This window comes from Bacillus sp. JK62, from assembly GCF_053663455.1.
This window is the reverse complement of the sequence record NZ_JBSJQA010000011.1, coordinates 42,801-55,265: the sequence shown is the minus strand read 5'-3', so window position 1 is coordinate 55,265 and position 12,465 is coordinate 42,801. Positions and strand designations below refer to the sequence as shown.

General features: G+C 44.1%; 15 protein-coding genes and 1 rRNA gene. 15 read left to right on the top strand and 1 reads right to left on the bottom strand.

The genetic code is table 11. The features are described from left to right. The first annotated feature begins 68 nt into the window (after positions 1-68). From rrf to rsmI, 14 genes are all read left to right on the top strand, one after another. Positions 69-184: ribosomal RNA gene (rrf, locus tag ACWJJ4_RS19475) — 5S ribosomal RNA — on the top strand. Positions 185-358: 174 nt separating this feature from the next. Then, positions 359-553: a sigma factor G inhibitor Gin gene (locus ACWJJ4_RS19470; RefSeq protein WP_004264749.1), complete on the top strand. Its 195-nt coding sequence runs from the start codon at positions 359-361 to the stop codon at positions 551-553. Between the two features lie 148 nt (positions 554-701). Further along, positions 702-1,316: a 5-bromo-4-chloroindolyl phosphate hydrolysis family protein gene (locus tag ACWJJ4_RS19465; protein ID WP_014304187.1), complete on the top strand. Its 615-nt coding sequence runs from the start codon at positions 702-704 to the stop codon at positions 1,314-1,316. 15 nt (positions 1,317-1,331) lie between these two features. Next, entirely contained in the window at positions 1,332-2,450 is a 1,119-nt protein-coding gene (locus ACWJJ4_RS19460; RefSeq protein WP_454021878.1) for a toxic anion resistance protein, read from the top strand. Positions 2,451-2,527: 77 nt separating this feature from the next. Next, the gene (locus ACWJJ4_RS19455; RefSeq protein WP_454021877.1) at positions 2,528-3,961 is read left to right on the top strand and encodes an aminotransferase class I/II-fold pyridoxal phosphate-dependent enzyme; all 1,434 of its coding nucleotides are present in this window, start codon (positions 2,528-2,530) and stop codon (positions 3,959-3,961) included. Further along, positions 3,958-4,596, top strand: coding sequence for a dTMP kinase (tmk, locus tag ACWJJ4_RS19450; protein WP_004264737.1), 639 nt, complete (start codon positions 3,958-3,960; stop codon positions 4,594-4,596). The genes ACWJJ4_RS19455 and tmk overlap by 4 nt, the downstream gene beginning before the upstream one ends. Before the next feature lie 70 nt (positions 4,597-4,666). Continuing rightward, positions 4,667-4,996 carry a cyclic di-AMP receptor DarA gene (gene darA / locus ACWJJ4_RS19445; protein WP_004264734.1) on the top strand — a complete coding sequence of 110 codons (330 nt, stop codon included), beginning with the start codon at positions 4,667-4,669 and terminating at the stop codon, positions 4,994-4,996. A 12-nt stretch (positions 4,997-5,008) separates the two neighbouring features. Further along, positions 5,009-5,449 carry a YaaR family protein gene (locus ACWJJ4_RS19440; protein ID WP_004264730.1) on the top strand — a complete coding sequence of 147 codons (441 nt, stop codon included), beginning with the start codon at positions 5,009-5,011 and terminating at the stop codon, positions 5,447-5,449. An 11-nt stretch (positions 5,450-5,460) separates the two neighbouring features. Continuing rightward, entirely contained in the window at positions 5,461-6,450 is a 990-nt protein-coding gene (gene holB, locus ACWJJ4_RS19435) for a DNA polymerase III subunit delta' (RefSeq protein ID WP_077721686.1), read from the top strand. Positions 6,451-6,452: 2 nt separating this feature from the next. Beyond that, positions 6,453-7,280 (top strand): competence/sporulation regulator complex protein RicT, encoded by an 828-nt coding sequence (gene ricT, locus ACWJJ4_RS19430; protein WP_004264723.1) that lies wholly within the window; start codon positions 6,453-6,455, stop codon positions 7,278-7,280. A 14-nt stretch (positions 7,281-7,294) separates the two neighbouring features. Next, entirely contained in the window at positions 7,295-7,654 is a 360-nt protein-coding gene (gene yabA, locus ACWJJ4_RS19425) for a replication initiation-control protein YabA (RefSeq protein WP_004264720.1), read from the top strand. A 60-nt stretch (positions 7,655-7,714) separates the two neighbouring features. Further along, positions 7,715-8,458 (top strand): tRNA1(Val) (adenine(37)-N6)-methyltransferase, encoded by a 744-nt coding sequence (locus ACWJJ4_RS19420; RefSeq protein ID WP_004264717.1) that lies wholly within the window; start codon positions 7,715-7,717, stop codon positions 8,456-8,458. Continuing rightward, positions 8,445-8,744 carry a GIY-YIG nuclease family protein gene (locus ACWJJ4_RS19415; RefSeq protein WP_007409921.1) on the top strand — a complete coding sequence of 100 codons (300 nt, stop codon included), beginning with the start codon at positions 8,445-8,447 and terminating at the stop codon, positions 8,742-8,744. Before ACWJJ4_RS19420 ends, ACWJJ4_RS19415 begins: the two co-directional genes overlap by 14 nt. Continuing rightward, the gene (rsmI, locus tag ACWJJ4_RS19410; RefSeq protein ID WP_070081259.1) at positions 8,719-9,600 is read left to right on the top strand and encodes a 16S rRNA (cytidine(1402)-2'-O)-methyltransferase; all 882 of its coding nucleotides are present in this window, start codon (positions 8,719-8,721) and stop codon (positions 9,598-9,600) included. The genes ACWJJ4_RS19415 and rsmI overlap by 26 nt, the downstream gene beginning before the upstream one ends. Positions 9,601-9,649: 49 nt before the next feature. Here rsmI and abrB read toward each other — a convergent pair whose 3' ends face one another. Then, complete coding sequence (abrB, locus tag ACWJJ4_RS19405; RefSeq protein ID WP_169510469.1) at positions 9,650-9,940, bottom strand: transition state genes transcriptional regulator AbrB; 291 nt, start codon at positions 9,938-9,940, stop codon at positions 9,650-9,652. A gap of 482 nt (positions 9,941-10,422) precedes the next feature. Here abrB and metG point away from each other — a divergent pair, with 482 nt between their 5' ends. Continuing rightward, positions 10,423-12,414: a methionine--tRNA ligase gene (gene metG, locus ACWJJ4_RS19400; RefSeq protein ID WP_053573816.1), complete on the top strand. Its 1,992-nt coding sequence runs from the start codon at positions 10,423-10,425 to the stop codon at positions 12,412-12,414. The last annotated feature ends 51 nt before the right edge of the window (positions 12,415-12,465 follow it).

Below are 12,465 nucleotides of genomic sequence, written 5' to 3'. Positions count from 1 at the left end.
GATCGAGGACTTAACCAATTTGAATGTATGCTTACTGTTATCTAGTTTTGAGAGAACACTCTCAATGGTTTGGTGGCGATAGCGAAGAGGTCACACCCGTTCCCATGCCGAACACGGAAGTTAAGCTCTTCAGCGCCGATAGTAGTCGGGGGTTTCCCCCTGTGAGAGTAGGACGCCGCCAAGCTATCATTACGGTAAAGGCAGCTCATCATGAGCTGCCTTTTTTGTTTTTGAATAAAAACAAAACAAACACCGAAATACGGGAACGCCCATATACTAATTGCAAACTTCAAAAAGATCCAAATTGTGTATACAATCAACAGCTTAAGGGAAGGCTATTCATACGGAGGTGGGCAAAATGAATGAAACGTCCGGCCATGAAGAAACATGTATTGTGTGTGAAACCAAGAAAAGCAGGGGAATCCATATTTATACGAAATTTATATGTTTAGAGTGTGAGAAGAAAGTAGTTTCCACTCCGACCTCTGATCCGAATTATGAATTTTTCGTTCGTAAACTGAAAAGCCTTCATACACCGACGTTATATTCTTAACCCTGAAAAGGGTCTTTTTTTTGCCTGAAATTAGAGGAGTTTTTTCACTTTTTATAAAAGAACTGATACGATAAGAAGAGGAACTTGTTTAGACATGGAATGTAATAGATAATACTGATAAAAGTGAATAAATAGGAGTCGATCAAGTATGAAACCGTTTATTCAATATATGAAATGGACGTTTTGCGGCAGCACAGTTTTTGTATTAGCGGGGATAACCTTCTTTACGATAGGGCATCAGCCTTTTCTGTATTCGCTTTTATACGGGGCAGCCGGCGGAGCCGCAGTCAGTGCGTCCGGCTTGTGGAATGCGAAGCGTCTCTTTTTAAAAAAACACCGGCTGACAAGAAAAGAATATGCTTATATCAAGGAAAATCTTGAGGAAGCAAAGGGTAAAATCATCCGATTACGCAGGGCGCTTTTTCGCTCTAAAAGTATACAAATGCTGAAGCAGAATGCAGAGATACTGCGGATAACCCGACGAATATATCTGCTCACCAAGCAGGAGCCGAAGCGTTTTTATCAGGCAGAGCGTTTCTATTATCAAACGCTTGATTCTGTTGTGGAACTGACGGAAAAGTATGCTTTGCTCTCATCACAGCCGCGAAAAAATAAAGATTTATCAATGTCCTTGAGTGAGACGAGGATGACTCTGGCAGAGCTTTCCAGAAGGCTGGAAGAGGATCTTCATGAACTGATGAAGGAGGACATCGACGACCTGCACTTTGAATTAGATATGGCAAAGCATTCACTGAGAAAATAAGAAAGGAAGAAGGAAATGGCCAAAGACCGTTCCGACGACAGTATGGGCGCCCAAAATGACCAGACTCATCTAAAGCTTGCAGATACGCTGCCGGAAGAAAAAAGAGAAGCGGCACTTCAGCTCGCTGAAAAACTGGACCCTGGGAACATGCAAAGCATTGTTCTGTTTGGTTCACAGGCGCAGGCGAATCTTCTGGAATTTTCCCACACGATGATAGAGCACGTGCAAAGAAAAGATGCAGGAGAGATGGGACAGATATTGGCTGATCTGATGCTGAAGCTTGACCAGGTAAACCCCGATGATCTGCAGGTAAAGAACAAAGGATTTTTCGCCCGGCTGTTTAAAAGGGTATCCGGATCTGTGCAGGAAGTGCTTTCGAAATATCAAAAGACAAGTGTGCAGATTGACCGTATCAGCAGAAGGCTGGAACATTCTAAAAATGTGCTGTTGAGTGACAATAAATGGTTAGATCAGCTGTACGCCCAAAATAAACAATACTTTTCTGATTTAACTATGTATATAGCAGCGGGTGAATTAAAATTAGATGAGCTGAAAACAAAGCTCATTCCTGAAGCGGCAAGAAAAGCCGAATTACGAGAACACAATCAAATGGACGCGCAGGAAGTGAATGATCTTCGCCAGTTTGCCGACCGTCTGGATAAGAGGGTGCATGATCTGCTGCTGAGCAGGCAGATTACGTTTCAGAGTGCGCCGCAAATCCGTCTGATTCAAAACACGAATCAGGCACTGGCAGAGAAAATTCAGTCCTCCATTGTTACGGCTATTCCTTTATGGAAGAATCAAGTCGCCATCGCGCTGACGCTTATGAGGCAGCGGAGTGCGGCAGATGTGCAGCAGAAGGCGGCGGATACGACAAATCAATTGCTGCTGAAAAACGCCGAACTTCTGAAAACAAGCACAGTCGAGACGGCCAAAGCCAATGAGCGCGGGCTTGTTGAGGCAGACACCCTCAAAAAAGTGCAGGAAAGCTTAGTCAGCACACTTGAAGAAATCATGTCTATTCAAGAAGAAGGCAGGATGAAACGCAGGCGTGCCGAGGAGGAGCTTGTTATCATGGAAGGCGATTTAAAAAAGAAGCTGCTTGATATGAGGTCCGGCCGGGATAACGGCTAGATGGCAAAAAGTCTTAGCTTTAAGTTGGCTCGCAGGCACGATATAATAAGAAAGACAGGCAAAGGATTTGTTTAAAAATGGACACACCTTTATATACAGCGCTGATGAAGCATGCGCACCGAAATACGTATTCTTTTCATGTTCCGGGACATCACAATGGAGATGTCTTTTTTGATGAAGCCAAATCTGTATATCAATCTCTTTTATCTATTGATATGACTGAGATCACGGGTCTGGATGACTTGCATCACCCGACGGGGGTCATTAAGGAAGCGCAGGATTTGGTGAGCAGATTGTACGGCTCTCAGGAAAGCTTCTTTCTCGTCAACGGAACGACCGCCGGCAATCTGGCGATGATTTTAGCTGTTTGTGAACCGGGTGAACCCATTCTGATCCAGCGTAATTGTCACAAGTCTGTTTTCCATGCGGTGGCATTGGCCGGAGCCAAGCCGGTTTATTTGGCGCCGGAAATCGATGAAAACATGCATGTGCCGGCACATGTATCCCTTTCAGTCATCGAAAAAGCGCTGGCGTCATATCCGGACGCGAAAGGACTTGTTTTGACCAATCCGACTTACTACGGACACGCCGCCGATTTGACTGCGGCAGTTAAAAAAGCCCATTCATACGGTGTTCCTGTACTGGTGGATGAGGCTCATGGGGCTCACTTTGTATTAGGGCAGCCTTTCCCGCCTTCATCATTGGCTATGGGGGCGGACGCCGTTGTTCAATCGGCTCACAAAACGCTTCCGGCTATGACGATGGGATCTTACTTTCATTTAAACAGCACCCGAATTGACAGAGATCGATTAACTTATTATGTAAGCAGTTTGCAAAGCAGCAGCCCGTCATACCCGATTATGGCATCTTTAGATACGGCGCGTGCTTATGTGCAGGACATTGCTGAAAAAGGGACACTTCCCGTCCATATGGAGCACATTGAGAAAATCAAACGAAGGTTCGCATCAATTTCTTCTATTGAAATAATCGAGCCTTCCGGATATGGGCTGCGGGCGGACCCGTTAAAATTAATACTTCGGTCAAAGCTCGGACATTCCGGCTATTCATTACAACGCATTTTGGAGAGTGAAGGCATTGTTGCCGAGCTGGCTGACGAGTACCAAGTATTGCTCGTACTGCCGATAGGCGGCCGGCGGATGATAGAACAGGCAGCCGTAAGAAACATACAGCAGAAACTGGAGAATACACCGCCCGATAAATTGCCGGATGCCGTGTATTGGACATTTCCGTCCATTTCGACACTTGAATATCCGCAAAATGAGATGCGGAAGTTTACAAAAGAGCCTGCAGATATAAATAAGGCGGCCGGGCGCTTGCATGCGGGGAACATTATTCCTTATCCGCCGGGAATTCCGCTGATCATGGACGGAGAACGGATAACAGAAGAGATTGTACAGAAGCTTTCCCGTTTAATCGGCATGGACGCGCATATTCAAGGCTTGTTAAACGGGGAACAATTACTTGTCTATATAGAAGAGGAGAAATCATGAGCGGTTTATTTATAACATTTGAAGGTCCTGAAGGTGCAGGGAAAACGACTGTGCTTCAGGAACTGAAAGAGATTCTGTCGGCAGAGGGGCTCCCGGTGACAGCGACAAGAGAACCGGGCGGCATCGACATTGCGGAACAGATCAGAGAAGTGATCTTAAATAAAAACAATACACTGATGGATGCAAAAACGGAGGCGCTGCTTTACGCCGCGGCGAGAAGACAGCATTTAACCGAAAAGGTGCAGCCTGCATTGAAAGAAGGGCGCATTGTGCTGTGTGATCGTTTCATCGACAGTTCGCTGGCTTATCAAGGCTATGCGAGAGGGCTCGGCATTGATGAAGTTCTTTCTATCAACCAGTTTGCAATCGGCGATACGATGCCTGATGTCACCATCTATTTTTCTATTGAGCCTGAAGAAGGGTTGAAACGGATTACGTCGAATGATTCAAGAGAAAAGAATCGTCTCGATCTTGAGGCCCTGCACTTTCACACGAAAGTACGGGAAGGATACCAAAAGGTTATGCAGCGTTTTCCGGAAAGATTCCATACAATCGACGCATCGAAAAAGAAGGAACTCGTCATTCAGGACGCACTTCAAGTGATAAATGAAGCATTGAAAAAAATTCAGTTGTGACCTGTTTCTCATAAGTTGCTATAATGAATGTAACGACAATGTTCTTTCCAACCTAAAGGGGGCCTAGAGAATGAAATTAATAGTGGCAGTGGTGCAGGATCAGGACAGCAACAGGCTTTTGAAAGTATTAACCGACCACAACTTCAGGGTGACGAAGCTTGCGACAACAGGCGGATTCCTTAAATCAGGCAATACGACGTTTATGATCGGGGTGGAAGATATCCGTGTCGATAAAGCGCTCAGCCTCATTAAAGAGAATGGCTGTAAACGTGATCAGATGATTGCCCCGGTATCCCCGATGGGCGGGAATGCGGATTCATACGTTCCATATCCCGTCGAAGTGGAAGTCGGCGGAGCGACGGTCTTTGTCCTCCCGGTCGATGAATTTCATCAATTTTAAGGATTTGACGACGTGAAAATAAATTCTGACTTACGTACATTTATTGAGAAAAAGCAGCAGCCTGCTTATAAAGCGGCAGAGCTTTCCGGAACGTTTAAAAGTTCAATGGACAGCCAAAGCAGCAAGCTGAAATTTGATCAGCTGAGCAGGTTCTTAACGGATATAGAAACGTTCGGGAAAAGGCTGACGAAGTCGAGAAACTTCAAAGACTTAGCGAAATTCAAAGGATTGGTAAAACGTTTTGTAAAAGAGGCCGTAGACAGCGGATTATCGCATGAGACGGAGAAAAGCTTTGACTTGTACGGCAGCAGCCGGACCCTGGGGCTTGTGAAAGAAATAGATGAAAAACTGCTTCAGCTGACGGAAGAAATGTTAGATCAGGAAAAACCGGCAATTGATTTGCTGGATCGAATCGGAGAAATAAAAGGTTTATTAATTAACCTTTACACATAGAGAGTGATACAATGGCAATATCATGGAAGGAAATGACCGGGCAGCAGCCCAGAGTGATGCGGCTTTTGCATAACAGCATTAAAAAGAAAAGGCTTTCTCACGCATATCTGTTTGAAGGCAAAAAAGGTACGGGCAAATTGGATGCCGCACTGCTTCTCGCAAAAAGCTTTTTTTGCCTTGAAGGCGGGACTGAGCCTTGCGGGGAGTGCCGGAACTGTAAGCGTATCGAATCCGGAAACCATCCCGACCTGCATGTGGTTCAGCCCGACGGATTATCCATTAAAAAGGCTCAGATCCAATCGCTTCAGGAAGAGTTTTCTAAAACAGGACTGGAATCGCATAAAAAGCTGTACATTATATCCCATGCGGATCAAATGACGACAAATGCGGCAAACAGTCTGCTGAAGTTTTTAGAGGAGCCGAGTCAAGACACCATCGCAATTCTGCTTACTGAGCAGCTCCACCGAATACTGGATACCATCGTTTCGAGATGTCAGGTTCTTCCGTTCCAGCCGCTTCAGCCGAAAGCCATAGAAGAAAGACTGATTGAACAGGAAGTGAGCCCTCACATGGCCCGGCTCTTAGCAAATATGACAAATAATATTGCGGAAGCAGTCGAATTAAGTCGAAATGATGAGTTTGCAGAGTCCAGAGCGAAAGTGATAAAATTGTATGAAGTCTTACATCAGCGGAAAGGACATGCCTTTTTCTTCATTCAGGATCAGTGGGTGCCCTTTTTCAAAGAAAAAACCCATCAAGAAATGGGTCTTGATATGCTCTTATTGATATACCGTGATGTATTATCCATCCAAATTGGAAATGAAGATAAACTGATTTATCAAGACTTATTCCAATCAATAAAACAGCATGCGCTGCAATTTACACAACAAAGCGTTACGAACCAAATTCTCGCTGTTTTAGAAGCAAAAAAACGGCTTCATTCCAATGTGAATGTGCAGGGATTAATGGAGCACTTGGTGTTAACGTTGCAGGAGGGATAAGCTTGTACAACGTAATAGGCGTCCGCTTTAAAAAAGCGGGGAAAATTTATTATTTTGATCCGAACGGATTTGATATAGAACAAGACAGCTGCGTCATTGTTGAAACCGTAAGAGGTGTCGAATACGGGCAGGTTGTCATCGCAAATAAACAAGTGGACGAGCATGATGTTGTGCTTCCGCTTCGAAAGGTCATTCGCGTTGCTGATGAACGCGATCTTCTCATTGTAGAAGAAAACAAACAGGAGGCCCTGTCCGCTTTTGAAGTCTGTCAGAAAAAAGTGGCTGACCACGGCTTAGATATGAAGCTGGTTGATGTTGAGTTTACGTTTGACCGAAATAAAGTCATTTTTTACTTTACGGCAGACGGACGGGTTGATTTCAGGGAATTGGTCAAAGACTTGGCTTCTATCTTTAAAACGAGAATCGAATTGCGCCAAATCGGGGTAAGGGACGAGGCGAAAATGCTCGGCGGTATCGGACCATGCGGGAGAATGCTTTGCTGCTCCACGTTCCTCGGTGATTTTGAACCGGTGTCCATCAAAATGGCGAAGGATCAAAATTTATCGTTGAACCCAACGAAGATTTCCGGTCTGTGCGGCCGTTTGATGTGCTGTTTGAAGTACGAAAATGATGAGTATGAGACGGCAAAAGAACAGCTGCCGGATTTAGGCGAAATGATTACGACGGCAAACGGCCCCGCAAAGGTTGTCGGTCTTAATATTCTGGAACGGGTGCTTCAGGTGGAACTGAAGAATCGTGAAAAAGTGATAGAATATACTTGGGAAGAGCTCTTGGAAGAGGGCGTCGTATCCGCACAAACCACAGATTAACGAGGTGTGGAACCTTGGATAAAAAAGAGTTATTTGATACTGTCATAAACCTGGAGGAACAAATCGGTTCGCTGTACCGTCAGCTGGGTGACTTAAAGCAGCATATCGGCGAAATGATTGAAGAGAATCACCATCTTCAGCTTGAAAATAAGCATTTGCGTAAGCGGCTTGATGACACGACGGAGCAAATTGAGAAATTCAAAGCCGATCAGAAAGAAACAAAAACACAGAAGGCAGAGCAGAGTGATATAGGAGAAGGGTACGACAATCTGGCCCGGCTGTATCAAGAAGGCTTTCATATTTGCAACGTCCATTATGGGAGCGTCCGCAAGGGAGATTGCCTTTTTTGTCTGTCCTTCTTAAATAAAAAATAAGGAAAAGGCTTCCGCTGATGTCGGAAGCCTTTTTCAAAGAGTGCCGAAAGGAATAAGATTATGGTTTCATTACGTGATGATGAAAGATTGGATTACTTATTAGCAGAGGATATGAAAATAGTACAGAGTCCGACGGTTTTCGCTTTTTCATTAGATGCCGTGCTGCTGTCTAAGTTTGCATACGTTCCGATTCAAAAGGGGAACATCGTTGATTTATGCACGGGGAACGGCATTGTGCCGCTTTTGCTCAGCACAAGGTCAAAAGCCGATATCACCGGGGTTGAAATTCAGGAACGCTTGTATGATATGGCGCTCCGAAGCGTGGAATACAACGGGCTGGGCGGTCAGATCAGTCTCATTCATGATGATCTGAAAAATATGCCGGAAAGACTCGGACATAATAAATATGATGTTGTCACCTGCAATCCGCCTTATTTTAAAACACCGAAAGAGGCGGAGCAGAACCTGAACGAGCATCTCAGAATCGCAAGGCACGAAATCCTTTGCACGCTTGAAGATGTGATTTCCGTCAGCAGCAAACTGCTGAAGCAAGGCGGAAAAGCGGCTCTCGTTCATCGGCCGGGGAGGCTTCTGGAAATCTTTGAATTAATGAAAGCATACCGAATAGAACCGAAACGGGTTCAGTTTATTTATCCGAAACAAGGTAAAGAAGCGAATACCATTTTGGTTGAAGGAATTAAAGGCGGCCGCCCTGATCTCAAAATTCTTCCCCCGCTCTTTGTATACAATGAACAAAATGAATATACGAAAGAGATCCGCACGATTTTATATGGAGACAAATAGCCATTTCTTTTATGTGCTGCTGTGCAATGACAACAGTCTGTATGCCGGTTATACAAATGATCTGCAAAAACGGCTGAAAACCCACAATGAGGGAAAGGGCGCGAAATATACAAGGGCGAGAAGGCCGGTTTCGTTATGCCATGCGGAATCATTTGAAACAAAACGGGAAGCGATGCAGGCGGAATACCGTTTTAAACAGCTGACCCGAAAGAAAAAAGAGCAATATATAGAAGAAAAACGACGCAGCAAGGAGGCTGTATATGTTAAGACGCCAGATGAGTTTTAACGGAAAATCTGAAATGGGAACTCTGTACCTTGTTCCTACACCGATCGGCAATTTGGAGGACATGACCTTTCGTGCAGTAGAGACGCTGAAATCGGCCGATGTCATAGCTGCCGAAGATACGAGACAGACGAAAAAGCTGTGCCATGTTTATGACATAGAAACATCTCTCATCAGCTATCATGAACATAATAAAGAAAGCAGCGGCCATAAAATCATTGAATGGCTGAAAAGCGGAAAGAATGTGGCATTGGTCAGTGATGCCGGTATGCCGACAATTTCCGACCCGGGGGCTGAGATTGTGAGAGATTTCACCCAAATCGGCGGATATGTCGTTCCGCTTCCGGGTGCAAATGCGGCATTAACCGCGCTGACCGCATCAGGGATCACCCCGCAGCCGTTTTTCTTCTACGGATTCTTAAACAGACAGAAAAAAGAAAAGAAGAAAGAACTCGAACTCCTGAAAAAACGGCAGGAAACGATGATATTTTACGAAGCGCCGCACAGATTAAAAGAAACATTAACAGCAATGCATGACGTTTTGGGTAATCGAACCATCGCCGTCACGAGGGAATTAACGAAAAAGTACGAGGAATTCATCAGAGGAACCATCGCCGAGGTGCTTGAATGGGCAAATGAAGATCAAATCCGCGGTGAGTTCTGTCTCGTTGTCGAAGGCAATCAAGGCGATGAACCGGATGAAGAGGAAAAGCCTTGGTGGACGGAGCTTTCTGAGAAAGAACATGTGGAGCATTACATAAATGAAGGATCCTCTTCCAAACAGGCCATAAAACAAACAGCGGTAGATCGGGACGTACCGAAACGCGAGATTTATGACGCTTATCACATTCAATCATAAAAAAAACCGTTCTTGTGTCGTAACAAGAACGGTTTTTGTATGAAATAGCTTATTTTTGGTTTTGAAGCTGGTTTTGAATTTCAGAGATGATTTGCTCAGCGCCTTCTTTGCTGAGTACCAATTTGCCGCCGGCAAGTTTAAGGTTATCATCAGAAACTTCACCAGTTACTTGGCAAGTCATGTTTGGTTTATATTTTTTAAGGATGATTTTTTCATCATCAACATAAATTTCAAGAGCGTCTTTTTCTGCGATGCCCAGTGTACGGCGAAGTTCGATAGGGATAACGACGCGTCCAAGTTCATCAACTTTACGTACGATACCAGTAGATTTCATTAACAGTCTCCTCCCGAGAGATAATTATTTGTAGTTTATATTTTTCTTCGTCATTATTCGACAAAATTCCTTACATTCCTAGCATAACAAGGTTTCCAATAATCGTCAATCTTTTTGTTTGCTATTGTTTGTAAGAATTAGTTCTTATAGTAAGTAAAGCCTTGGAAATCCTGAAATAACAGGCTTTTTGACTGCTTTTTCGAACCTATTATCCTACTGAAAATCCTTTTAAATCAAGACTTTCGAACCAAGATGTTTTATATTAGTAGATTATATACGACAAATTTCGACATGTTAAGACTTTTTTTAATTTCAATAAAAATTTTTAATTTTATTTACTCTTTTACACGCAGTACGTATATATCCTTGATCTTAAAGGCTAAGATGGTATCATAGATAGAGGACAAATATCAATATTGTATATCAAATAAAACCGCTCTCGTCCTTTGGGCGTGAGCTTTTCGACATTCTGAATGGGAGGTTGCAACATGCCGCAAGACAATAATACTTTTTATATTACGACCCCGATATATTATCCGAGCGGAAAATTACATATCGGCCATGCTTATACTACCGTGGCCGGCGATGCGATGGCGCGTTACAAAAGATTAAAAGGATTTGACGTACGCTACTTAACCGGAACGGATGAGCACGGACAGAAAATCCAGCAGAAAGCGGAGGAAGAGAATATCACGCCTCAAGCTTATGTGGATCGCGCAGTTGCTGAAATCCAAAAACTATGGAAGCAGCTCGACATTTCTCACGATGATTTCATCCGGACGACGGAAAGCCGGCACAAAGAAATTATCGAGAAAGTGTTTCAAAAACTTCTTGATAATGGTGACATTTACCTGGATGAGTATGAGGGCTGGTACAGCATCCCTGATGAAACATTCTATACGGAAACACAGCTGGTGGATGTGGAACGAAATGAGAAGGGTGAGGTTGTCGGCGGAAAAAGCCCTGACAGCGGCCACCCGGTCGAATTAATCAAAGAGGAGTCATACTTCTTCCGCATGAGCAAATATGCAGACCGCCTGCTGAAGTTTTATGAGGACAATCCTTCTTTCATCCAGCCTGAATCACGCAAAAATGAAATGATTAACAACTTCATTAAACCAGGGCTTGAAGATTTGGCCGTTTCCAGAACGACGTTCGACTGGGGCGTAAAAGTGCCGGGAAATCCGAAGCATGTCGTATATGTATGGATTGACGCACTGTTCAACTATATTACAGCGCTCGGTTACGATACGGAAAATGATGAGCTTTACAAAAAGTACTGGCCGGCTGACGTCCACCTTGTCGGTAAAGAAATTGTCCGTTTTCATACCATTTACTGGCCGATTATGCTGATGGCGCTTGATCTCCCGCTGCCTAAGCAAGTATTCGCGCATGGCTGGTTATTGATGAAAGACGGAAAAATGTCGAAATCAAAAGGAAATGTCGTTGATCCGGTAACGTTAATTGAACGCTACGGCTTGGATGAACTTCGTTATTACCTGCTTCGCGAAGTACCGTTCGGTTCAGACGGTGTCTTTACGCCGGAAGGTTTCGTAGAACGGATTAATTATGACTTGGCGAACGACTTAGGAAACCTTCTGAATCGTACAGTCGCAATGATCCAAAAATATTTTGACGGCGAGATTGGTTCATATGAAGGAAATGTGACCGATTTTGATTCAGAGCTTTCTTCTGTAGCCGGTGAAACGGTTAAAGCTTATGAAAAGGCAATGGAAAACATGGAGTTCTCAGTAGCTTTATCAACGCTATGGCAATTAATCAGCCGTACGAACAAATATATTGATGAAACTGCTCCGTGGGTGCTTGCTAAAGATCAGGAAAAAGAAAAAGAATTACGTTCTGTCATGTATCATTTAGCTGAATCATTGCGTATTTCGGCCGTATTGCTCCAGCCTTTCTTGACGCAGACACCTGAAAAAATGTTTGCCCAGCTCGGAGTTGAGGATCAGTCTCTTAAAGCTTGGGACAGCATTCAGACATTCGGCCAATTGAAGAACGCGAAAGTGAAAAAAGGGGAACCGCTTTTCCCTCGTCTTGAAGCTGAAGAAGAAGTAGCTTATATCAAGCAAAAAATGCAAGGAACTGCTCCTGCTAAAGAAGAAAAGGCGGAAGAGCCGCAAGAAGCAGAGCGTCTTCCTGAAATTACGTTTGATCAATTTATGGATACAGAACTTCGCGTCGCAGAAGTCTTGTCCGCAGAGCCGGTGAAAAAAGCAGATCGGCTGCTGAAATTGCAAATTGATCTGGGCTTTGAACAGCGCCAAGTTGTATCAGGTATCGCGAAGCATTACACACCGGATCAGCTTGTGGGAATGAAGATCATTTGTGTAACGAATTTAAAACCGGTAAAACTGAGAGGCGAACTTTCTCAAGGAATGATACTGGCAGGAGAATCGGACGGCGTTCTCAAAGTTGTAGCTGTCGACCAGTCATTACCGAAAGGCACTCGAATTAAATAATAGGGGCAAAAGGTGTTTCACGTGTAACATTCCGTCGAACACCTTTTGTTT